The organism is Actinoplanes sp. NPDC051859, assembly GCF_044452725.1.
Taxonomy (GTDB): Bacteria; Actinomycetota; Actinomycetes; order Mycobacteriales; family Micromonosporaceae; genus Actinoplanes.
In genome coordinates this window covers 276,042-297,159 of sequence record NZ_JBITBX010000008.1, presented here as the reverse complement: position 1 = coordinate 297,159, position 21,118 = coordinate 276,042, and the positions used below count along the sequence as shown (strand labels likewise).

Annotated in this window: 20 protein-coding genes; 8 read left to right on the top strand and 12 right to left on the bottom strand. The window is 69.6% G+C overall.

The features are described 5' to 3' along the window. Nucleotides 1-4 precede the first annotated feature (4 nt). On the top strand, nt 5-1,039 hold the full coding sequence (dmpG, locus tag ACIA1L_RS22135) for a 4-hydroxy-2-oxovalerate aldolase (RefSeq protein WP_396074753.1): 1,035 nt from the start codon (nt 5-7) through the stop codon (nt 1,037-1,039). On the opposite strand, the gene ACIA1L_RS22130 is transcribed toward dmpG, so the two are convergent. Genes ACIA1L_RS22130 through ACIA1L_RS22120 form a run of 3 tightly spaced genes read right to left on the bottom strand, consistent with a single transcriptional unit; the run spans nt 1,030 to nt 3,418 of the window. Then, nucleotides 1,030-2,010, bottom strand: a complete 981-nt coding sequence (locus ACIA1L_RS22130; protein ID WP_396074752.1) for a 2Fe-2S iron-sulfur cluster-binding protein — start codon at nt 2,008-2,010, stop codon at nt 1,030-1,032. The genes dmpG and ACIA1L_RS22130 overlap by 10 nt on opposite strands. Continuing rightward, entirely contained in the window at nt 2,010-2,282 is a 273-nt protein-coding gene (locus ACIA1L_RS22125; protein WP_396074751.1) for a hypothetical protein, read from the bottom strand. Before ACIA1L_RS22125 ends, ACIA1L_RS22130 begins: the two co-directional genes overlap by 1 nt. Continuing rightward, nucleotides 2,279-3,418 (bottom strand): Rieske 2Fe-2S domain-containing protein, encoded by a 1,140-nt coding sequence (locus ACIA1L_RS22120; protein ID WP_396074750.1) that lies wholly within the window; start codon nt 3,416-3,418, stop codon nt 2,279-2,281. Before ACIA1L_RS22120 ends, ACIA1L_RS22125 begins: the two co-directional genes overlap by 4 nt. A 138-nt stretch (nt 3,419-3,556) precedes the next feature. On the opposite strand from ACIA1L_RS22120, the gene hsaA reads away from it, so the two are divergent. From hsaA to ACIA1L_RS22095, 5 genes are all read left to right on the top strand, one after another. Further along, on the top strand, nt 3,557-4,738 hold the full coding sequence (hsaA, locus tag ACIA1L_RS22115; protein WP_396074749.1) for a 3-hydroxy-9,10-secoandrosta-1,3,5(10)-triene-9,17-dione monooxygenase oxygenase subunit: 1,182 nt from the start codon (nt 3,557-3,559) through the stop codon (nt 4,736-4,738). 7 nt (nt 4,739-4,745) lie between these two features. Further along, a complete protein-coding gene (gene hsaD, locus ACIA1L_RS22110) occupies nt 4,746-5,570 on the top strand; it encodes a 4,5:9,10-diseco-3-hydroxy-5,9,17-trioxoandrosta-1(10),2-diene-4-oate hydrolase (protein ID WP_396074748.1) in 825 nt (274 codons plus the stop codon). Next, nucleotides 5,567-6,469: an iron-dependent extradiol dioxygenase HsaC gene (hsaC, locus tag ACIA1L_RS22105; RefSeq protein ID WP_396074747.1), complete on the top strand. Its 903-nt coding sequence runs from the start codon at nt 5,567-5,569 to the stop codon at nt 6,467-6,469. The genes hsaD and hsaC overlap by 4 nt, the downstream gene beginning before the upstream one ends. Before the next feature lie 17 nt (nt 6,470-6,486). Beyond that, complete coding sequence (gene hsaB / locus ACIA1L_RS22100; protein WP_396074746.1) at nt 6,487-7,035, top strand: 3-hydroxy-9,10-secoandrosta-1,3,5(10)-triene-9,17-dione monooxygenase reductase subunit; 549 nt, start codon at nt 6,487-6,489, stop codon at nt 7,033-7,035. Nucleotides 7,036-7,241: 206 nt separating this feature from the next. Continuing rightward, nucleotides 7,242-10,667 (top strand): TIR domain-containing protein, encoded by a 3,426-nt coding sequence (locus ACIA1L_RS22095; RefSeq protein WP_396074745.1) that lies wholly within the window; start codon nt 7,242-7,244, stop codon nt 10,665-10,667. 15 nt (nt 10,668-10,682) lie between these two features. On the opposite strand, the gene ACIA1L_RS22090 is transcribed toward ACIA1L_RS22095, so the two are convergent. Genes ACIA1L_RS22090 through ACIA1L_RS22070 form a run of 5 tightly spaced genes read right to left on the bottom strand, consistent with a single transcriptional unit; the run spans nt 10,683 to nt 16,126 of the window. Next, the gene (locus ACIA1L_RS22090) at nt 10,683-11,714 is read right to left on the bottom strand and encodes an acyl-CoA dehydrogenase family protein (protein ID WP_396074798.1); all 1,032 of its coding nucleotides are present in this window, start codon (nt 11,712-11,714) and stop codon (nt 10,683-10,685) included. 8 nt (nt 11,715-11,722) lie between these two features. Then, on the bottom strand, nt 11,723-12,619 hold the full coding sequence (locus ACIA1L_RS22085) for an acyl-CoA dehydrogenase family protein (protein WP_396074744.1): 897 nt from the start codon (nt 12,617-12,619) through the stop codon (nt 11,723-11,725). Next, the gene (locus ACIA1L_RS22080) at nt 12,616-13,740 is read right to left on the bottom strand and encodes an acyl-CoA dehydrogenase family protein (RefSeq protein WP_396074743.1); all 1,125 of its coding nucleotides are present in this window, start codon (nt 13,738-13,740) and stop codon (nt 12,616-12,618) included. The genes ACIA1L_RS22085 and ACIA1L_RS22080 overlap by 4 nt, the downstream gene beginning before the upstream one ends. Next, nucleotides 13,737-14,573, bottom strand: coding sequence for an enoyl-CoA hydratase (locus tag ACIA1L_RS22075; protein ID WP_396074742.1), 837 nt, complete (start codon nt 14,571-14,573; stop codon nt 13,737-13,739). Before ACIA1L_RS22075 ends, ACIA1L_RS22080 begins: the two co-directional genes overlap by 4 nt. Further along, nucleotides 14,570-16,126 carry a FadD3 family acyl-CoA ligase gene (locus tag ACIA1L_RS22070; protein ID WP_396074740.1) on the bottom strand — a complete coding sequence of 519 codons (1,557 nt, stop codon included), beginning with the start codon at nt 16,124-16,126 and terminating at the stop codon, nt 14,570-14,572. Before ACIA1L_RS22070 ends, ACIA1L_RS22075 begins: the two co-directional genes overlap by 4 nt. A 112-nt stretch (nt 16,127-16,238) precedes the next feature. Here ACIA1L_RS22070 and ACIA1L_RS22065 point away from each other — a divergent pair, with 112 nt between their 5' ends. Both ACIA1L_RS22065 and ACIA1L_RS22060 read left to right on the top strand, forming a co-directional pair. Continuing rightward, nucleotides 16,239-17,396: an acyl-CoA dehydrogenase family protein gene (locus ACIA1L_RS22065; protein ID WP_396074797.1), complete on the top strand. Its 1,158-nt coding sequence runs from the start codon at nt 16,239-16,241 to the stop codon at nt 17,394-17,396. Next, nucleotides 17,393-18,199 (top strand): SDR family oxidoreductase, encoded by an 807-nt coding sequence (locus tag ACIA1L_RS22060; protein ID WP_396074739.1) that lies wholly within the window; start codon nt 17,393-17,395, stop codon nt 18,197-18,199. Before ACIA1L_RS22065 ends, ACIA1L_RS22060 begins: the two co-directional genes overlap by 4 nt. A 113-nt stretch (nt 18,200-18,312) precedes the next feature. Here ACIA1L_RS22060 and ACIA1L_RS22055 read toward each other — a convergent pair whose 3' ends face one another. The 4 genes from ACIA1L_RS22055 to ACIA1L_RS22040 form a co-directional block, all read right to left on the bottom strand. After that, on the bottom strand, nt 18,313-18,570 hold the full coding sequence (locus ACIA1L_RS22055) for a hypothetical protein (RefSeq protein ID WP_396074738.1): 258 nt from the start codon (nt 18,568-18,570) through the stop codon (nt 18,313-18,315). Then, on the bottom strand, nt 18,567-18,977 hold the full coding sequence (locus tag ACIA1L_RS22050) for a hypothetical protein (protein ID WP_396074737.1): 411 nt from the start codon (nt 18,975-18,977) through the stop codon (nt 18,567-18,569). Before ACIA1L_RS22050 ends, ACIA1L_RS22055 begins: the two co-directional genes overlap by 4 nt. Before the next feature lie 359 nt (nt 18,978-19,336). Beyond that, nucleotides 19,337-19,711 (bottom strand): hypothetical protein, encoded by a 375-nt coding sequence (locus ACIA1L_RS22045; RefSeq protein ID WP_396074736.1) that lies wholly within the window; start codon nt 19,709-19,711, stop codon nt 19,337-19,339. A gap of 178 nt (nt 19,712-19,889) precedes the next feature. Next, complete coding sequence (locus tag ACIA1L_RS22040; RefSeq protein ID WP_396074735.1) at nt 19,890-21,023, bottom strand: steroid 3-ketoacyl-CoA thiolase; 1,134 nt, start codon at nt 21,021-21,023, stop codon at nt 19,890-19,892. Between the last annotated feature and the right edge of the window lie 95 nt (nt 21,024-21,118).

The window sequence follows — 21,118 nt, the reverse complement described above, 5'->3', positions numbered from 1 at the left end:
CCGTATGCGCCCCTTTTCCGCGGACCTCGACGTCCGGATCACCGACTCCGCGCTGCGTGACGGCTCGCACGCCAAACGCCACCAGTTCACCGCCGAGGAAGTGGCCGCCGTGGTCGCCGCCCTGGACGCCGCCGGTGTTCCGGTGATCGAGGTGACTCACGGCGACGGGCTGGGCGGCTCGTCGTTCACCTACGGCCTGAGTCGTACCCCCGAACAGGAGCTGATCTCGACGGCCGTGCGCGCCGCCACCCGCGCGAAGATCGCGTTCCTGATGCTGCCCGGCGTCGGCGTCGTCGACGACATCCGTGCGGCTGCCGGCAACGGCGCGAGTGTGTGCCGGATCGCGACTCATTGCACCGAGGCCGACATTGCCGTGCAGCATTTCGGGCTGGCCCGCGAGCGTGGCCTGGAGACCGTCGGCTTCCTGATGATGGCCCACTCCCAGCCGCCGGAGGCCCTCGCGATGCAGGCCCGCATCATGGCCGACGCGGGTTGTCAGTGCGTGTATGTGGTCGACTCCGCCGGCGCCCTCGTCCTCGACCAGGTCGGTGACCGGGTCGCCGCGCTCGTCGCGGAGCTGGGCGACGACGCACAGGTCGGCTTCCACGGCCACGAAAATCTGGGCCTCGGTGTGGCGAACTCGGTGCTGGCCGTCCGGGCCGGTGCGACCCAGATCGACGGGAGCACCCGCCGGTTCGGGGCGGGCGCCGGCAACACGCCGGTGGAGGCGTTCGTGGGTGTCTGCGACAAGCTGGGCATCCGTACGGGGGTGGACTTCTTCGCCATCGTGGACGCGGCCGAGGACGTGGTGCGCCCGGCCATGCTGGACGAGTGCAAGCTGGACCGGCTCGCGCTGACCATGGGCTACGCCGGGGTGTACTCCAGCTTCCTCACGCACGCGTTCATGCTGTCGCAGCGGTACGGGGTTTCCGGCGCCGCGATTCTGGTGCGGGCGGGGGAGCGACGGCTGGTCGGCGGCCAGGAGGACCAGCTGATCGACATCGCCGTCCAGCTCCGGCAGGAGGCGGGTCAGTCGTAGTCGACGACGATCCGTTCGCTGCGGGCTACCGCCTGGCACGCCAGGATGTAGCCCTCGGCGAAGTCCTCCTCCTCGAGGACCTCGTTGTGCAGCATCTCGACCTTGCCGGCGGTGAGTCGAGTGGCGCAGGTGCCGCAGTTGCCCTGGCGGCAGGAGAACGGTGGGTTGAGCCCGGCCTCGATGAGCAGGTCGAGCAGCCGGGTGCCCGCCGGCCAGTGCAGCTCGTGGGTCTGTCCGTCCAGCCGGACCTCTGCGGTCGCGTCCGCTGTCACGACGACCACCGAGTCGAAGCGTTCCACGTGGACGCGCTCCTCGAGGACTCCGGCGTACTGCAGGGCCCGGCGGGCGACGACGACGAACGGATCCGGGCCGCAGACGAACGCCTCCCGGTCGGCATAAGGCCGCAGGAGCTCGCCGAGGCTGTCGTCGCGGGGCGCCCCACGCGTGTCATCGAGCCAGTGGATGACCGTGAGCCGGTCCTGGTGCCGTGCGGTCAGGTCGGCCAGCTCGGTGGCGAAGATGACCGAGCCGGCGTCCCGGTTGGCGTAGAGCAGGGTCAGCCGGCCCTGGCCGTGGGCGAGGACCGACTTGATGATCCCCATCACCGGGGTGATCCCACTGCCGCCGGCGAGCAGGAGCAGGTCGTCATCGAGGGAAGTCGGCGTGAACTCTCCGGCGGGGGGCATCAGCTCGAGCGTCGCGCCGGGACGGACATGGTCGCAGATCCAGTTCGATGCCTGCCCGTCCCGGACCCGCTTCACCGTGATCTTCAGGTCGGTGTCGGTGTGCGGCGAGCTGGACAGCGAGTAGCACCGGGCGAGGCCACCGTTTCCGTCTGGCACGCGCACGGTGAGATATTGTCCGGGCTGGTAGCCGAACGCGTCAGCCAGCGCGGGCGGCACCGACAACACCAGGGAATGCGCGTCCGGCGTCTCGGCGATGACGTCCGCGACGTGCAGCCGGTGGAACATCACGCCACCTCCAGGCGGCCCTCGCGGGCCGCGCGGTCGATGCTGTCTCGCAGGTCAGGGCAGGTCGGAACGAGCGCTCGGGGTCGTCCGGCGGCGTCCGCGGCGGCCAGCGTGGCGCAGTCGCGTCCGGCCCGGACGGTCCACTGCACGCTGGTCTGCTGCGGGCTGCGCTTGCCGGCCCGGACGCAAGCGCCGCAGCGCCAACAGGCGACGTCGGCGAGACCACCTTCCAGGTACGCCCGGCGCTCGGCGACCACGTCGGCCCGGGTCATCCCTGCGCCGCCGTGCCGGCCTGCTGGCGCAGGTTCTCGGCCACCTCGGCCTCCCAGGTCTCGATCGCGCGGGTGGTGTCGACCTCGAACTCGTATCGGGCCACCATGTCGTCGGACACGTCCTCGACGTCCACGTAGAACTGTTCGTACCAGCGGCGCAGCTGGTAGACCGGGCCGTCCTCGACGCACAGCAGCGGGTTGTCGATGCGGCTCTTGTGCTGCCAGATCTCCACGTCCTGCTGAAAGCCCACCCCGATGCTGCGGGCGAACTTGGCCGCCGCCTTGTCTGCCTGGGCGGCGGTCAGGCCGGGCAGCCGTTTGACGATGAGACCCCACTGCAGCACGAACGAGTTGGCCGTGACCGGGTAGTGGCAGTTGATCAGTACGGACTCGACGTCGATGCCGTGATAGTCCAGGTAGAGGTAGTCGATCATGTAGGACGGCCCGTAGTAGGCGGCCTCCGAGCGCAGGTTGCCGCCACCGGTCTGACTTGCCCCGACTGCCACGTCCGGCCGGGGCCGGGTGGTGAGGAACTGTGCTGCCACGTGGCCCTCCAGGACGTTCTTGAAGAACGTCGGGAACGCGAAGTGGATGTAGAAGAAGTGCGCCATGTCGACGACGTTGTCGATGATCTCTCGGCAGTTCGCGTTCTCGATGTGCAGCGAGTCCCAGGTCCAGTTGCTCCACTGGTCGTCGAACGCGGCGTCGATCCGGGGAATGGTGACCTCGGCGGGCGGCGGATTGCCCTGCGGGTCGTTCCAGACGAACAACTGGCGGTTCTGTTCCAGCGTGAGCCACGTGCGGGTGCGGGCGCGAGGCGGGACGCGGTGGGCGTACGGCACGGCGTCGCACCGGCCGTCACCGCGCCAGCGCCAGTCGTGGAACGGGCAGGCGACGGTGTCGCCCTTGATCGTGCCCATGGTGAGGTCGCCGCCCATGTGCCGGCAGTAGCCGTCGAGCACGCTGAGCTTGCCGCTGGAGTCGGCGAACACCACCAGCTTGGTGCCGAACGCCTCGACGGCGTGCGGCTTGCCGTCCCGGAAGGACTCGGCGAGTCCCAGGCAGTGCCACCCGCGCGCGTATCTCGTCGGCAGTGCGCCGGCGTCGATGGTCCGTGCTGTCTCGCCGTTGCGCATAGCCGCTCCCCACTCGATGGAACGCGTGACAGATGCCGCGGCCCGAACCGTCGCCGCAAAGTACCGTGGCCGGAAAGCTAGAACGTGTTCTAGTATAGGGACGACGAGTTCGTCGGCCAACCCGCAGGAGGGATCCCCATGGAGGCAAGCGCCGGCGCGGCGGTACTGACCGCGGTGCGCGACCTGCTGCCCGCGCTGCGTGAGCGGGCTCAGGAGACGGAAGACCGCCGGGCACTGCCCGCCGAGACCGTCAAAGCCCTCGCCGAGACCGGGTTCTTCCGGCTGCTGCAACCCGAACGGTTCGGCGGGTACGAAGCCCACCCGCTCACCTTCCTCACCGGCGTCCGCGAGCTGGCCGGGGCCTGCGGCTCCACCGGCTGGGTCGCCTCGGTGATCGGCGTGCACAACTGGCAGCTCGCCCTGTTCCCCGACCAGGCGCAGCAAGACGTCTGGGGCGACGACACCAGCACCCGGATGTCCTCTTCCTACGCACCGACCGGCAAGATTCTGCGGGTCGACGGCGGCTACCGGGTCAACGGCCGCTGGAGTTTCTCCTCCGGCAGCGACCACGCCGGCTGGGCGTTGCTCGGCGGCATCGTGCCGCCCGGCGACGACGACACCCCCGCCGACTTCAAAACGTTTCTCGTACCCGCGACCGACTACACCGTCGAGGACGTGTGGCACACCGTCGGCCTGCGCGGCACCGGCAGCAACGACGTGGTGGTGTCCGACGCGTTCGTCCCGGAACACCGGTCGCTGAGCTTCAACGACACGGCCCGCTGCCTGTGCCCGGGCCAGGAGCAGAACCCCGGCCCGCTTTACAAGATTCCGTACGCGTCGATCTTCTCCTACGCCATCACCACCCCGATCATCGGCATGGCCTACGGCGCGTACGACGCCCACGTCACCTACCTGCGGGACCGGGTCCGTGCCTCCTACGTGGGCGTGAAAGCCGCCGAAGACCCGCATTCCCAGGTGCGCGTGGCAAACGCCGCCGCAGACCTGGACGCAGCCTGGCTCGCCCTGCAATCGGACATGCGCGAATTGATGGAGCTGACCACCGCCGGCACGAAGCTGCCGATGCGGCTGCGCCTGCGCACCCGTCGCGACCAGGTCCGCGGCACCGAGCTGGCCATCGGCGCCGTCGACCGCCTCTTCGAGAACTCCGGCGGCCGGGCGCTCGCCACCGGCACCCCCATCCAACGGTTCTGGCGCGACGCGCACGCCGGCCGGGTGCACGCGATCAACGACCCCGAGCGGGCCCTGACCCTGTTCGGTCGCGGCGAGTTCGGCCTGCCGATCACCGACGCGATGATTTGAGGGGCACATGACGACCAGCGCACACGCTGCAGGCCTCCATTACCACCGCGCCGGGCCGTCCGGCGGCACCCCGGTCGTGCTCCTGCACGGCGGCGGGCCCGGGGCTTCGGCAGAGAGCAACTTCGGGCGTACGCTGCCCGTCTTCGCGCAGCGTTTCGACACGCTCGCCGTCGACCAGCCCGGGTACGGCGGCTCCGCAACCGCGCCGATCAAAGGGCAGTACTTCACCGCCTCAGCCGATGCGTTGGCCGGCCTGCTCGACGAACTCGGGATCGAACGGGTAGACCTCATCGGCAATTCGCTCGGCGGGGGCACGGCAGTGCGGTTCGCGTTGAACTACCCACAACGAGCCGGGCGGCTACTGCTGATGGGGCCGGGCGGGCTGAGTCTCAACGTGTTCGCCGCCGACCCGACCGAGGGCGTGAAGCGGCTGTCCGCATTCGGCGCCGGACCCAGCCGGGAAAAGATGGCGGCCTTCCTGCGTACCCTCGTCTTCGATCCGAAGCTGATCACCGATGAACTGATCGACGAACGCTTCCGGGCCGCCGCCGATCCGGCGGGAATGCGCGCCATGGGCGCGTCCTTCACCGACCCGGAGTTCTTCGAGGAAGGGCTGCTCTGGCGCGACGCCCACCGGCTGCGCCACGACGTGCTGCTGGTGTGGGGCCGCGAAGACCGGGTCAACCCGCTCGACGGCGCCCTGGTGGCGCTCAAGCTGATCCGCCGCGCCCGACTGCACGTCTTCGGCGGCTGCGGCCACTGGGCGCACCTGGAGAAGTTCGACGAATTCAACCGCCTCGCGTTCGACTTCCTGGAAGGTGGCACCCCGTGAGTCTCGTACGATCCCTCGGATATCTGCGCGTCGAGGCCACCGACGTCAGCGCCTGGCGAGAGTTCGGCGTCGGCGTGCTCGGCATGACGGACGGCCGCGGCCCCGACCCGAACAGCGCCTACCTGCGCATGGACGACCTCGCCGCCCGCATCGTCGTCGTGCCCGGCGAGCGCGACCGGCTCACCTCCACCGGCTGGGAGGTCGCCGACCCGGCCGCCCTGACCAAGCTCACCGCGATCCTCGAAGAGGCCGGCGCAGCGGTCAAACCGGCCTCCGCCGACGAGATCGCCGACCGCCGCGTCGCCCACCTCGTCGAGGTCGACGACCCCTTCGGCAACCGCCTCGAGTTCTTCTGCGGCGCCGAACTGGGCCACAAGCCCGCCCTCAGCGCGTACGGGACGAAATTCGTCACCGGCGAGCAGGGCATGGGCCACGCGGTCCTTCCCGCCACCGACGACGCGGCGGCCCTGCGCTTCTACACCGAGGTCCTCGGCTTCCGACTGCGTGACTCCATGCGCCTCGTCCCCGAACACATCGGACTGCCGCCCACCGACCAGCCGCTCTGGATGCGCTTCCTCGGCTGCGGCCCGCGCCACCACAGCATTGCCCTCGCCCCGCTGCCCGCGCCCAGCGGCATGATCCACCTGATGATCGAGACCGAAACCATCGACGACGTCGGCCGTGCCCTGGACCGCTGCGCCAAACGCCGCGCCCCGATCATCTCCTCCCTCGGCCGGCACGCCAACGACAACATGATTTCGTTCTACGTCCGCACCCCCGGCGGCTTCGACATCGAATACGGCTGGGGCGGCGCCGTCGTGGACGACGCCACCTGGGTCGCCCGCCAGACCACCGCCCACAGCGTGTGGGGTCACCGCTTCGCGCCGGGCGCGCAGTGACCGCCACCCCCGACGCGATGGCTGACGTGGACGCCCGGCTCTTCCGCCGGGCGTTCGGCCACTTCTGCACCGGCGTCGTCGTCATCACCACGACCGACACGGATGGACCGGCCGGCTTCTCCTGCCAGGCTTTCGCCCCGCTGTCCCTGGACCCGCCGCTGGTGCTGTTCTGCCCCCAGGCCGGCTCAGCCACCTGGCGCCGCATCCAGACCACCGGCCTGTTCGCCGTCAACGTCCTGGCCGTCGAACACCGCGACCTGTCCCGCGTCTTCGGCACCCGCGGCACCGACAAGTACGCCGGCGTCGGCTGGTTGCCGTCCCCGGCCGGCGCACCGATCCTGACCGGCGCGCTGACCTGGGCCGAATGCGAGGTCGAGGCCGTCCACCCGGGCGGCGACCACGCCATCGTGGTGGGCCGGGTGACCGCGCTGGGGGAGTGCCGCGACGGGGCGCCGCTGCTGTTCTACCGGGGGCGTTACACGGGGACGGCGGCGGTGTCGCCGTACGAGTCGCCCGAGGTGGTCGACACGCTGCTCGCCTGGCCCCGGCACGACGATTGGATCTGATCTGCTGGCAGCAGCATCTCAGCGCTGACAGCGGACAGATCTTGCCGAGGCAGTCGACAGGTAGCGGCCGGGAGGCGCTGCCACCTCAGCGGCGATGTCGGACGCTCGCGGGGACGACTCGGGTAGTGCCGCAGGCGGCTGATCTCCCTCAAGCGACGGTGGGCATAATCGATATGTGCCAATCACCGAGCATGGGGGCGAATCGGGTGAGATTCGACGGATTCATCTCATACAGCCATGCCGCGGACGGACGGCTTGCGCCGGCGGTACAGCGCGGCCTGCACCGTCTGGCGAAGCCGTGGCACCGCCGTCGGGCGCTGTGGATCTTCCGCGACCAGACCGGCCTGTCCGTAACTCCCGCCTTGTGGTCGGCGATCCAGGAGGCCCTCGACGGCTCCCGGCATTTCGTTCTGCTCGCCTCGCCGGCGGCCGCCCGCTCTCCGTGGGTGAATCGGGAAATCGATCACTGGCTGGCTACTAAGTCGGCCGACCGGATCCTGCCCGTGGTCACCGAAGGGCACTGGCGGTGGGACGCTGCTCAGGGTGACTTCACCGAGGACTCCACTGCCGTACCGGACCAGCTGCGCGGCGTGTTCGCCGAGGAACCGTTGTTCCTCGACCTGCGCTGGGCCCGCGACGACCAACACTTGACGTTGCAACACTCGCGGTTTCGCGACGCCATCGCTCAGCTTGCCGCCCCCATGCACGGCATCAGCAAGGACGACCTGGAGGGCGAAGACGTCCGCCAGCATCGCCGGACCCGTCGGCTGCGCTCCGGAGCGGTCGCCGCGCTGGCCCTGCTCACCGCCGTGGCGCTGCTGTCCAGCACCCTCGCGGTGCGCAACGCCGACCGGGCCACTGTCTCGGCCTCCGAGGCCCGCCGCCAGCAACAGGCCGCTGATCAGCAGCGTGGCACCGCCCAGCAGGCCACGGCGGAGGCGCAGCGCCAACAAGCGAGTGCGACGGAGCAGCAGGCCAGGGCGCGGGATGCCGCCGCCGAGACCGAGCGGCAGCAGAAACGCTCTCGCGACCTCCAGGCCACCGCCGACCGTGCCGCAGTCGATGCCCGGCGCCATCAGGAGCAAGCGCGGCGAGCGAAGGCGGACTCTGGAGAGCAGCAGAAGCTGGCCGACCGGCAGCGTGCATTGGCTGAGCAACAGGAAGCGGTGGCGAAGGATCAGCGCCGTCTGGCCCAGCAGGCGACCCGGGAGAACAAGCGCCAGCAGATCATCGCGGCCGAGCAGCAACGCCTCGCCGAGGAGGCCGCCGTCGAGACCGGCCGGCAGAAGGCCATCGCGAGGCAGCAGCAGGTCTGGGCCGAGCAGGCCACGGCAGAGGCCCGGCGGCAGGAGGCCGTCGCCCGCGCCCAGGAGAAGCGTGCCCAGCAGGCTGCCGAGGAAGCCCGCCGGCAGAAGGAGAGTGCTGCACGGCAGGAGCAGATCGCGGTGAGCCGGCGTCTGATCAACGAGGCGAAGATGACGATGAAGAGCGAACCCGGTAAGGCTCTCCACCTGGGCCTTGCTGCACGAAGCATCCAGCCCGGCGAAGAGACGAACCGCGAACTCGCGGCGCTCATCACCTCGACGCATCACGCCGGCGTGATCAACGCGGTGTATTACGCCGACTTCGGTGTGAACGGGGTCCTCACGACCGTCAACGACGACTACACCGTGTCGTTCTGGAACGTGGCCGACCGGGCTCATCCGGTCCGGATTGCCCACCTGGACAGTGGACAGTTCGGCGGTGAGCCGGTCTTCAGCGCGGATCGCCGAACACTGGCCCTTGTGGATCTCGACGCCGACGGTGAGATTGTCTTCTTCGATGTGTCGAACCCTGCTCGCCCGGTCCGCGTCGGATCGATGCCTGCACCGAGCGTGTCAAGGTTCCAGTTCAGTCAGGACGGCAAGACGCTCGTCCTGTCCACCCTTCGACAGTCCTGGCAGCTCTGGGACGTGACGGATCTTGCCCGGCCGCGATGGCTCAGCGAACGACCGATGGAGGGGTACTTCCTGACGATCGCACCCGACGGCAGAACCGTGGTGACCCAGGATCAACCGGCGACCGTCTGGAGCATCGCCGACCGCGCGAATCCGGCCAGAATTGCCACTTTGGACACGCGCTGGCTGGGAGCTCTCGCCTTCAGTCCCCGGCAGGCCGTCCTCGCCACCAATGACTTCGGGGCACACCTGGTGCTCTGGGATCTGAGCAATCCACGTGTGCCACGCAAGATCATCAGTTTCGGGCAGGATGTCAACACCCTGAGGTTCAGTGTCGATGGTGGGGCCATCGCCACTACCGACTCCGTCGGTATGACCACGTTATGGGACGTCTCTGATCCTCTGCATTCCTTCCGGACGGCAGAACTGCCGGACGACACCGGAACCTTCGAGCTGGCGTTCAGCCCGGACGGGCGTACCCTCGTCACCATCGGGGACAACAGGATCGCAGCGGTGCGTAATGTGGCGACCTATGGTGAGCCTACCCTGCTGGGCCAGGCCGAACAGGAAGGGCAGGACAGCCGGTTCGCGGCGCTGGCTCCGGACGGGCGCAGTCTGATGACCGCGTATTCGGACGGCACCGCCACCATCTGGGACATGGCGGATCCCGCCAGTCCCCGACCGCGAACGAGCCTGCGACTACGACCGGATTCCCTGTCCGTGGCGGCGGTCGCCCCGAACGGCACCATCGTCGCCTCGGTGCCGGACGATCCGGTCTTCGCTGGCGTGGCACTGACGGACATCTCTGATCCGGACCGGCCGGCGGACCTCGCCCACCTGCCGGTCAGCCCGATCGTCGGCGTCATGAACGGTGGAGAGCTCGCCTTCAGCCCGGACGGTCGCACACTCGCCGCGGCCGAGGAGGGGGTGATGGTGTGGGATCTGACCGACCCACGTCGTCCCCGCCAGCTCAGCTTCTTCAACGGGAGGAGTGGGGGTGCAGATTTCCCCTACACGTCGGCCATCGCATTCAGCCCAGACGGACATCGCTTGGCCGTCGGCAATGGAAAGGTCATCAGCCTCTGGGACTTGAGCGACCTCGAGGAGCCGGTGCGCACGGTTGGCTGGGAGGGGGACGTCGGTGTTATCAAGGCGCTTGCCTTCAGTCCCGATGGAAAGCTCCTCGCGGCCGGCGGTGGTGACGACAAAGCATCTCTGTGGAGTGTTGCCGACAGTACGCCACCCCGGCGGCTCTCCAAGATGACCGGTCACAGCCTCCCCGTGTCCTCGGTCGTTTTCGCGCCTGACGGTCGTTCCCTGCTGACCACCTCCATCGATGGGGACACTCTCGTCTGGGACGTCGGCCTGCCGGCCAACCCGATCCGGCTAGTCGCGCTGCGCCGTACCAGCCACACACCACCGTGGATATTGTTCGATCCGCTCGGGCGCCCGCTGGACCGCGCGGTCTACACGTCAATGTCGCTGCTGTTCGATCGCGACGGGCGTCTTCTCCTGACTGGCACCGGTCGCGATCTCGGCCGTACCTGGGTACTTGTGTGGAACTTCTCGGACCTGACCGACCTGGTAGCAGACCCAGTCCGACATGCCTGCGCCATCTCGGGTGGCGGCTTCACCCCGGACGAGTGGTCCGCCTCTCTTCCGGGTCTGCCCTACCAGCGGAGCTGCCCTTCCTGACTAGGGTGTTGTCGCTCAGGACGATAGGACGTGCGCTGACAGCCGGGCAATGTGGCTGGCCGGGGTGCCGAAGAGCTGATGCGAGGACCAGGCCCGGCGGACGTACAGGTGCGCGTCGTGTTCCCAGGTGATGGCGATGCCGCCGTGCATCTGGACCATCTCGGCGGCGTTGGCCTGCAGGGTTTCCGAGCACGTCACCTTGGCGACCGCGGCCCGGTCCGGGGCCTCGGCCGCTCCGGACACCAGGGCGTCGATCGCGGCGTACGAGGCGGAGCGGGCCGCTTCCAGCCGTACGTGTGCCTCGGAAAGCCGGTGCTGCAGCGCCTGGAACGTGCCGATCGGGCGGCCGAACTGCTCACGGATCTGCACGTAGTCGACGGTGACCAGAAGCGCTTGCGCGGCCGCGCCGACCTGCTCGGCGCTGAGGGCCACGCACGCCAGGTCGCGGAGGTCGTCGAGCGGCACCGTGCCGAGGTGCCGGGCGGGCGCGTCCGCGAGGCGGAGCTCGCCGAGGCGGCGGGTGGGGTCGAGCGGAGTGAGGTCGTGGCGGGTGACGCCGGGTGCGGTGCCGTCCACTTCGTAGAGTTCGGTGCCGACCGGAACCAGGAACGTGTCGGCTGTGGCGAGGTCGAGGACCGGGGCGATGCGGCCGGTGAGCAGGTTGCCAGCCACGGTCGTGGTGGCGGCGGCGGTGTCCCACGCCAGCGTGGCGATGCGCTCGCCGGTGCACATGGTGGGGAGCAGCCGGGCGCAGGCCTCGGTGGATCCGGCGCGGAGCAGCGCTTGGGCGGCCCAGAAGGTGCCGAGCATCGGGCTCGGGGTGAGCCTGCGGCCCAGTTCTTCGAGCACGATGCAGGTTTCGGCGAGTCCAGCGCCGGAGCCGCCGTACGCCTCGGGCACGGCGAGACCCGCGACGCCGATTTCCTTGCACAGCCGGGCCCACAGGCCGGTGTCGTAGCCGGCGGCGGTGCCGGTCGCCGACCGAGTCGACGTGGTGGCGAGCAGGCTGCGCAGGGCGTCGCGTAGGGCCTGGCGTTCTTCGGTCAGTTCCATGGCTACCTCGTCAGGTCTGCCAGCACCCGGGCTCGGTGCTGGGCGGGTGTTCCCCAGGCCTGGGTGAGGACCTGGACCTTGGTCAGCCAGCGGTGCAGCCCATGCTCGCGGGTATAGCCGATGGCGCCGTGCACTTGGAGTGCCGCTCGGGCAGCGCGGTGAGCGGCGTCGCCGCAGGCAACCTTGGCCGCGGAGACGTCCCGCGGCAGGCTGGTCACCGCGGCCGCATGCAGCAGGGGTCGGGCGAACTCCAGACCGACCGCGACGTCGGCGAGCCGGTGCTGGACCGCTTGGAACCGGCCGATCGGTCGACCGAACTGTGTCCGGGTCCTCGCATACGACACAGCTTCCTCGAGCAAGGCCCGGCCCGCTCCGAGCAACTGGGCCGCCACGACGAGCACGCCCAGGTCCATCGCGCGGGCGATGGCAACGGCCGTCTCGGGTCCGGAGTCGAGGACGTCGCCGGCGATCACCTCGAACAGCTGCCGGGTGGGGTCGATCGAGACGTGTTCGTCGCCGGCGCGGCACAGGCGAACGGTGTCGGTGCCGGCCCACAGCAGCAGGTCCGCGGGACCGGCCGCGTAAGGCAGCCAGGGCGGCGCTGCCAGGGTCGCACGGAGTTGCCCGGCGGCCAGTTCCGGGAGCCATTTCTCGCCGCCGATGTCGGCGAGCAGCGTCGGGACCACTGCCAGCGTTTCGGCCAGGGGGCCGGGAACCGCGTGGTGGCCCAGTTCCTCGAAGGCGACGACGAGATCGGTCGAGTCGGCACCCGAGCCGCCCCAGCGCTCCGGCACCGCGAGCCCGGTCACGCCGGCATCCCGCAGCCGTGCCCAGTCGCCAGCCGCGTCGTGCAGGACAGCCGCGAAACCGGCCTGCTCCGCCGAGAGTGCCAGCCTCATCGCGTCACCTCGCGGGGCAGACCCAGCATGCGTTCCGCGACGATGCCGCGGTGGATCTCGTTGGTGCCCGCATAGATGGGACCGGCCAACGCGAACAGATATCCGTCGGTCCACACCTCGTCCGTCTCGGCCTGCGCACCCAACACCTCCAGCGCCGTCTCGTGCAGGGCCACATCTAGCTCCGACCAGAACAGCTTGGTGGCGCTCGCGGCGTACGGCCCCGGGTCCGCGTCCAGCGCGGCGAAGGTGTGCATGCGGTAGGCCTGCGCGCCGATCCACGCGTCCACGACCCGGTCCCGCAGCGCCGCGTCGGCCCGATCGCTGTCCCGCCACAACGCCACCAGCCGGTCGGCGGCAGCGAGGAATCGGCCGGGACTACGCAGGGTCTGCCCGCGTTCGTGGCCCGCCGTGCTCATCGCGACCCGCCAGCCGTCGCCAGGCTCGCCGATCACGTCCACGTCCGACACGAACACGTCGTCGAGGAAGATTTCCGCGAAGCCCGGATCGCCGTCCAGCTGCCGGATCGGCCGGACGGTCACACCGGGCGCCCGCAGGTCGAACATCAGGCAGGTGAGGCCGCGGTGCCGCGGCGCGTCGCCGGTGCGGAACAGGCCGAAGGCCCGGTCGGCCACGGTCGCCCGGGAACTCCAGGTCTTCTGCCCGGAGAGCAACCACCCTCCTTCGGTACGCCGCCCGCGCGCCTTCAGTGCGGCCAGGTCGCTGCCTGCCTCGGGCTCGGACCAGGCCTGTGCCCACACCTCGTCCGCCCGGGCCATCGGCGGCAGGATCCGGTGTCGCTGCTCCTCGGTGCCGTGCCGCAGCAGGGTCGGGGCGAGCAGAAACAGGCCGTTCTGGCCGATCCGCACCGGGCTGCCGGCCGCGTGATATTCCTCTTCGAACAGCAGGGCGTGCAACGGCGGCACCGCGCGTCCGCCGTACTCGACGGGCCACGACACGACGGCGAGCCCCGCATCGTGCAGCTCGCGTTCCCAGGCCCGGTGTGCCGCGTTGCCGGCGGGCGTGTCCACGCTGGGAAGCCGGTCAGCCGGGACGTGCGCAGCCAGCCAGGCACGCACCTCGTCGCGGAAACGTTGTGCGTCCGCGGGAAGCTCCAGGTTCACGTGGCGGCCCGCTTCATCGCGGCCGGATCCAGCCCGGCCAGCGAGTCCTCGCTGACCTCGACGTTGTGCGCGTGCGCCAGGTGGTGCAGGCCGAAGACCGACTCCATCCCGGCGCGCATACCCATCTGGTCCTCGCACTGGTTGATCGCGCGTTTGGCGAGGGCGAGACCGAACGCCGGCATGCCGGCGATCCGTTCGGCGAGGGCCAGCGTGGTCTGCTCCAGCTCGGCGCGGGGCACCACCCGATTGACCATGCCGATTTCGTACGCCCGCAGCGCCCCGAACCGCTCGCCGGTGAACAGCACCTCGCGCGCAAACCGAGGCCCGAGCACCCAGGGATGGGCAAAGTATTCGACCCCGGGGATCCCCATGCGGAGCACCGGATCGGCGAAGAACGCGTCATCGGCCGCCACGATCAGGTCACACACCCAGGCCAGCATGAGGCCGCCCGCGACACACGCGCCCTGCACCTGGGCGACGACCGGTTTCGGCATCTCCCGCCAGCGCCGGCACATGCCGAGGTAGACCTCCTGCTCGCGGGAGTACCGCCGGTCCGCCCCGGATTTCGTCGTGTGGTCCCACCAGAGCGTGGCCTGCCGCGGAAATGCGGTGTCGACGTCGCGTTCCGGGGTGCCGATGTCGTGCCCCGCCGAGAAATGGTCACCGGAGCCAGCCAGCACGATCACTTTGACGCCGTCGTCGTCCACAGCCCGGGTGAACGCCGCGTCGAGGGCGTACGTCATGGCCGAGTTCTGCGCGTTGCGATAGCGGGGACGGTTCATGGTGACCAGGGCGATCGCGCCCCGGCGCTCGTAGCAGACCTCGTCGGTCATCCAGCGATCTCCTCCCGGAGCAGATACTTGAGGACCTTGCCCGAGGCGTTGTGCGGCAGGTCGGTGCGGATCTCGACCGTGCGCGGCACCTTGTACGCGGCGAGCCGTTCCCGGCAGAAGTCGAGCACCTGAGCGGGCGACACCCGGTATCCCGGCCGTGGCACGACGAAGGCCTTGCCCACTTCCCCCTGCCGCAGGTCGAGCACGCCGAGCACCGCGGATTCGGCGACGCCGGGCAGCTCGGCCAGCACCCGTTCGACCTCGGCCGGGTACACGTTGAAACCACCGCAGATGTACATGTCCTTGAGCCGGTCGGTGATGGTGAGGTAGCCGCGGTCGTCGAGCTGGCCGATGTCGCCGGTGTGCAGCCAGCCGTCGATGTCGATCGCCGTGCTGGTGGCCTTCGGATCGTCCAGGTAGCCGAGCATGACGGTCGGGCCGCGAAGCAACACCTCGCCGCCGGGCTCACTGATCGCCACCTCGATGCCGGGCACGGCTCGTCCGCACGTCAACGCCACCGTCTGCACGTCATCGCCGGGCCGGCACATCGTGGCAACGACCGCCTCGGTCAGCCCGTACGCGGTCAGCACCGTGGTGATCCCCAGCTCCGTGCGCATGCGCTCGATGAGCACGGGTGGCACGGTGGCCGCCCCGGTCACGGCGAGCCGGAGCGTGGCCAGGTCGCGCCGGGACCGGTCCGGGTCGTCGAGCAGGCTGATGTAGAGGGTCGGCGGTCCCGGCAGCACGGTGATGCGTTCGGCGGCGATCAGTGCTGCTGCCCGGCTGGGGTCGAAGACCGCCATCGGGACCACCGTGGCCCCGCTGAGCAGACAGGCGAGGAGTCCCGCTTTGAGGCCGAAGCTGTGGAAGAACGGGTTGACGACCAGGTAGCGGTCGTCGGCGCCGAGCCCACCGGTCTGCGCCCAGGTGGCTGCGACGCCCAGCGACTGCCGGTGTGCGCTCATCGCGCCCTTGCTGCGTCCGGTGGTGCCCGAGGTGAACAGGATGTCGCTGACTTCGTCCGGGCTGACGGCTGCGGCCCGGGCATCGGCCCGCTCCGCGGGCACCTCGCGGGCGGCGTGCAGGAAGTCTGTCCACTCCAGCACGTTCGGTTCGGGCGGCGCCGAAACGCCGGTGGGGATGCGGACGACAAGGCGGGGGAGCGCCAGTCCGGCGCGGCCCGCGGCTTCCTGCAGGGCGGCCAGCCGGTCCACGCCGAGGAACGGGCCGGTGACGACCAGGCCGGCGGCGCCGCTGCGGTCCAGCACGTCCAACGCCTCGACGCCGGTGTAGCGGGTGTTCACCGGTACGAGGGTGGCCCCGGCATAGCTTGCGCCCAATGCTGCCAGCACCCAGTGCTGGGTGTTGGGTGCCCACACGGCTAGCCGGTCGCCGGGCCGCAGGCCCTCGGCGATGAACGCGCGGGCGACGAGGCGGACCTGGTCGAGCAGCTCGACGAAGCTCAGTCGGGTCATCCCCGGCTCCACGAGGGCCGGCGCTGCCCCGAACGTCCGGGCCACCTGCACCAGGGCCGCCGGAATGGTCGACTCCACGGTGCCCTCCCCGATCTCCTGGCGGGACTCACTGGATAGCAACCAAGCTGGATAGCAAACCAAGCAAGTGCTTGGTAGGGTGACCCTACCCGTGACCCCGGAGGTGGCGCCAGTGGACGGTGACGAGGAGTTCCGGCGCGAGGTTCGGGCCTGGCTCACGGCCAATGTGACGGACGAGCTCCGCGGCGTCGGCGGCGCCGGCCGGGAGAACGAGGCCTATCCGCAGCGCCTCGAGTTCACGCGGCGGCTCGCCGCCGCCGGTTGGACCACGCTGGCCTGGCCGGAGGAGCACGGCGGCCGCGGCGCGTCGCTGGAGCGCCAAATCATCTTCCACGAGGAGTACGCCCGCTCCGGCGCTCCGTCGCGCGTGGACCACATCGGCACCACGATGGTCGGCCCCACCCTGATGGCACTCGGCACGAGTGCGCAGCGGGACCGGTTCCTGCCCGGCATCGCCGCCGTCGACGAGCTGTGGTGTCAGGGCTACTCCGAGCCTGGCGCGGGTTCCGACCTGGCCGGCGTCACCACTCGCGCGTCTCTCGACGGCGACCAGTGGCGGATCACCGGCCAGAAGGTGTGGACGTCACTCGCGCAGGTCGCCGACTGGTGCTTCGTCCTGGCCCGCACCGTGCCGGTCGCCGAGAACGGCGCCCGGCACGCCGGGCTCTCCTACCTGCTGGTGCCGATGCGCGGGCCGGGCGTCACGGTACGCCCGATCCAGCAGATCACCGGCGACAGCGAATTCAACGAGGTCTTCTTCGACGACGCCCGCACCGACCGCGACCTGGTGGTCGGCGAGCCCGGCCAGGGCTGGAAGGTGGCGATGGCTACGCTGGGCTTCGAGCGGGGCGCGGCCACGGTCGGCCAACAGATCGGCTTCCAGCAGGACCTTGACGACCTCATCCAGCTCTCCCGGCGCACCGGCGCGGCCGACGACCCGGTGCTGCGCGAGAAACTCACCCGCTCCTGGATCGACTTGAACGTGCTGCGCGCACACACCCTGCGTGCCCTCAGCGAACCAGCCACTATCGGCACTGCTTCGGTCATCAAGCTGCTCTGGTCCCGGTGGCGGCAAGGACTCGGCGAGCTCGCCATGGCAACGCTCGGCCCCGCCGGAACAGCCGCCGAACCCGGTGACCCGGAAGTCGAGCGCTGGTGGCGGCTCTTCCTCTTCAGCCGCGCCGACACCATCTACGGCGGCTCCAACGAGATCCAGCGCGGCATCGTGGCAGAACGGGTGCTCGGACTGCCCCGGCAGAATCGCCGATGAACCCGGCGGACGCCGCCGCGACGAAGCCTGCGGCAACCCCGCCCGCCGGGCATAAGCTGCTGGCCGGCAAGGTCGCCGTCATCACCGCTGCCGCCGGCACGGGGATCGGCGCGGCGGTGGCCCACCGATGCTTGGCCGAGGGCGCCACGGTGGTGCTGAGCGACAGCCACGAACGCCGGCTCGGCGAGGCCCGCGAGGAGCTGGACACTACCTACCCGAACCGGGTGTGGGCGGTGCCCTGCGACGTCACTGACGAGTCCGCCGTGCAATCGTTGATCACCGCAGCGGTGGAGCACTGCGGACGTATCGACGTCATGGTGAACAACGCGGGGCTCGGTGGCGCCCGGCCAGTGCCCGACATGACCGACGAGGAATGGCAGCGCATCGTCGACGTCACACTCACCGGCACGTTTCGCTGCACTCGCGCGGCTCTGCGCCAAATGATCGCCCAGGGTGGCGGCGGGACAGTGGTGAACAACGCCTCGGTGCTGGGCTGGCGGGCACAGGCCGGGCAGGCGCACTACGCCGCCGCGAAAGCCGGGGTGATGGCGTTCACCCGGTGCGCGGCGCTGGACGTGGCCTCGTACGGAATCCGGGTCAATGCCGTGGCACCCAGCCTCGCCGCCCACCCCTTCCTGACCAAGGTGATGCCGGAAGCGGAACTGGCCGGCCTCGCCCAGCGCGAGGCGTTCGGCCGGGCCGCGCAGCCCTGGGAGGTCGCCACCGTGGTGGCGTTCCTCGCCAGCGATTACGCCTCCTACCTCACCGGCGAGGTCATCTCCGTCAGCAGCCAACACCCCTGAGCGCCTTGTCGCTCCACCTCGAGATCGGCGGTGCCTCGATGCCAGCCAGGGTCGGTTGAGCGCGACTGGCGTGCCCACGTGGCAGCTGTCGATTGCAGGTAAACGCGCAATCGTCAGCTGGTCGCCCATGTCTCGAGGAGGAGTTTCCCGGCCGCAGCAGGAAGACTCGGATTACTCGCTAGTTCCCATCGGGTCTGCGGATCCGGATGGGATGCGAGCTCGATCAGGAGGTCCGCTGGCGTAGCCGGATTGCCCGCGACAGCAGCCGCCGTGTGCGGATGCCTGAGGCAGATGGTCAGCGCCGCGGGCGGTGCCGCTTCGTGCACCGCGACGTCGAGGAGGGCGTCCGCCGAGCAGATCGGATCCGTCATGCAGCGACGGAGCAGCACTCATCGTCGGCCAGGATCTGTGCGACATCGCGGCGTTCTGACGCGTGCTCACCCAGCGCCAGGCGCACTTCGGTGTCAGGCCAGGAAGCGAGCCGCGCCAGCAGGTCCACCGGTGCGTCGATGCGATCGATGGCGGCGAGGAGCGCCCATGGATCATCGTTCGGAATCCGTTCCACGGCGAGGTTGCCCGATTCGATCAGGGCGACCAGGATGTCCCGGTTCCCGCTTCCGGCAATCCTGTCGAACTGTGCGGGGCTGAGGCGCTGTTCCCGCGCCACTACCCGAGACAACTCGGGATCGGACGTCGCCACAAGAGCATCGATGTGCTCGGGAAGGAGCGCAGGGTTGCCAGCTAAGGCGAGCAGGATCGGCGAGGCGGACAGCGGCACTCCTGATTACTCGTGTGAACGTCGAATTTGCAGCATGGCGTATTCGCGGCGTAGGCCATGCACGCATGAGGAGGGTGAACCAGGCTATCACCGGGGCCGCCGAACGCACTTCCTCGCCATCCGGATGGACATCGCCTGGCGTACTGGTGCTGCGGTCGGGCGTCCCCACGCTCAACGACTTTCCGACGACGGTGGGTCCAGCTGGAGGCGGCACGCTGAGTAGGCCTATGCGCTGTTGGAGGGCAACCCCCGAAAAATGTCGTGAGCGATCATGCGGAGTAAAGCGAGCTGGTAAAGATTGGCCCGGGGTGACGTCGACCGGTTCCGTCGTCGTGCGAGTCAGAGCATGTCATCGTGGTCTACACCCACTGGGAACCCGGAGGCCAGGTGATGGTTTCGAGGTCGGGATGGTCGCGCAGCGCTGCCATGAGGGTTGGAGAGCCACTGACCTTGGAGGCCCACAGGTCCCAGTCGGTCCATACGAACCATGACCGGTCGGCGGGCCAAATATTGCTCGGGCTGGCCTGGAATGCCTTCGAGCCGACGAGTTCCTGAATGGCGGCGAGCGGACCTCGGAACAAAGTCGGACGGTCGTATTCGTTCGCTGGCACTGAACCGTAGAAGGCAAAGCATGACGTGTCCGGTCCGACGCCGGACGCACGCGCCAACGCGTCGACCAACGCCGACAGGCTTGCCTCGTCAAGAGACCCCTCCGTCGGCGGGGTGATGTTCACCGGCCAGCTTGCTGTCGGGAACCAGCGGTTACACGGAGGCACCTCCGGACCAACATTTCTCATCTTCCGCGTCGTCCACGGCCTGCATCCGTACCATCAGAGGATTATGACGCCGTCTCCGTTCGTCAGCCGGCCACGGCCTCGAGGTTGGTCAGGGCGGTGCGCTCATTGAGCGCGGTCACAGCCGCTCGATGATGCTTGCTGTCGCCATCGCGCCGCCTGCGCACATCGTGATCAGGGCGGTGCCGGTTCCGGAGCGTTCCAGTTCGTGCAGGGCGGTGACGAGCAGTCGGGAGCCGGTGCTGCCGACCGGGTGGCCGAGGGCGATCGCTCCGCCGTTGACGTTCACCCGGTCCTCGTCGACGCGGTGGACGCCCATCCAGGACAGTGCGACGCTGGCGAAGGCTTCGTTCACCTCGAAGCGGTCGACGTCGTCGATCTTCATGCCGCTGCGGGCCAGCACGCGTTCGGTGGCCGCGATCGGCCCGTCTAGGTGGTAGTACGGTTCGGCGCCGACCAGTGCCTGGGCGACGAACCGGGCGCGCGGAGTGAGCCCCAGGCTGCGGGCCCGGTCGACATCCATCAGCAGGAGGGCGGCGGCGCCGTCGGAGATCTGCGAGGAGGTGCCCGCGGTGTGCCGCCCGTGGTCAAGGACCGGCTTGAGTCCGGAGAGCCCGTCGAAAGTGGTGTCGCGTAACCCTTGGTCGCGCTCGACGGTTCCCCCGCCGGGGACGGCAACGGGCACTACCTCGCGGTCGTAACGACCCTCCCGCCAGGCGCGAGCTGCGTTGGCCTGCGACCGTACGCCGAAGTGGTCCAGGTCTGCGCGGGTGAGCCCGCGTCGCGTCGCGATGCGTTCCGCGGCCTCGTATTGGTTGGGCAGGTCGATGGACCACGAGTCGGGGCGTGGCATGCCCGCGTCGGTGCCGAGGTTGGACCGCAGCGGCACGCGGCTCATCGACTCGACCCCGCAGGCCACGCCGACCTCGATGGCGTCCGCGGCGATCAGGCCGGCGATGAGGTGCGCGGCCTGTTGCGCCGAGCCGCATTGCGCGTCGACGGTGAGGCAACCCGCGCCGTACGGCAGCCCGGCGTGCAGCCAGGCGGTGCGGGTGATGTTGTTGGACTGCTCACCGCCCTGGGTGACGCAACCTCCGGCGACCTGTTCGACCAGGCCGGGATCCACGCCGGTCCGGTCCAGCACGGCTCGCTGGGCTGCACCGAGCAGTTCGGCGGCGTGCAGGCCGGACAGCCAGCCTCCGCGGCGTCCGATTGGCGTTCGGACGGCACCGACGATCACCGGAACACCCACGGCGTTCTCCCCACTGCTCCGCAAAGTTAGAACGTGTTCTAACATAGCAGTCGCGGAGGTATACCACGGGAGACCTCGACGTGTTTCAATCTGGT

Excerpts from the sequence above, each read along its gene's own strand:
- dmpG (WP_396074753.1), top strand. The coding sequence starts at position 5 with ATGCGCCCCTTTTCCGCGGACCTCGACGTCCGGATCACCGACTCCGCG.
- ACIA1L_RS22130 (WP_396074752.1), bottom strand. The coding sequence starts at position 2,010 with ATGTTCCACCGGCTGCACGTCGCGGACGTCATCGCCGAGACGCCGGAC.
- ACIA1L_RS22125 (WP_396074751.1), bottom strand. The coding sequence starts at position 2,282 with ATGACCCGGGCCGACGTGGTCGCCGAGCGCCGGGCGTACCTGGAAGGT.
- ACIA1L_RS22120 (WP_396074750.1), bottom strand. The coding sequence starts at position 3,418 with ATGCGCAACGGCGAGACAGCACGGACCATCGACGCCGGCGCACTGCCG.
- hsaA (WP_396074749.1), top strand. The coding sequence starts at position 3,557 with ATGGAGGCAAGCGCCGGCGCGGCGGTACTGACCGCGGTGCGCGACCTG.
- hsaD (WP_396074748.1), top strand. The coding sequence starts at position 4,746 with ATGACGACCAGCGCACACGCTGCAGGCCTCCATTACCACCGCGCCGGG.
- hsaB (WP_396074746.1), top strand. The coding sequence starts at position 6,487 with ATGGCTGACGTGGACGCCCGGCTCTTCCGCCGGGCGTTCGGCCACTTC.
- ACIA1L_RS22085 (WP_396074744.1), bottom strand. The coding sequence starts at position 12,619 with ATGAGGCTGGCACTCTCGGCGGAGCAGGCCGGTTTCGCGGCTGTCCTG.
- ACIA1L_RS22075 (WP_396074742.1), bottom strand. The coding sequence starts at position 14,573 with ATGACCGACGAGGTCTGCTACGAGCGCCGGGGCGCGATCGCCCTGGTC.
- ACIA1L_RS22060 (WP_396074739.1), top strand. The coding sequence starts at position 17,393 with ATGAACCCGGCGGACGCCGCCGCGACGAAGCCTGCGGCAACCCCGCCC.
- ACIA1L_RS22055 (WP_396074738.1), bottom strand. The coding sequence starts at position 18,570 with ATGACGGATCCGATCTGCTCGGCGGACGCCCTCCTCGACGTCGCGGTG.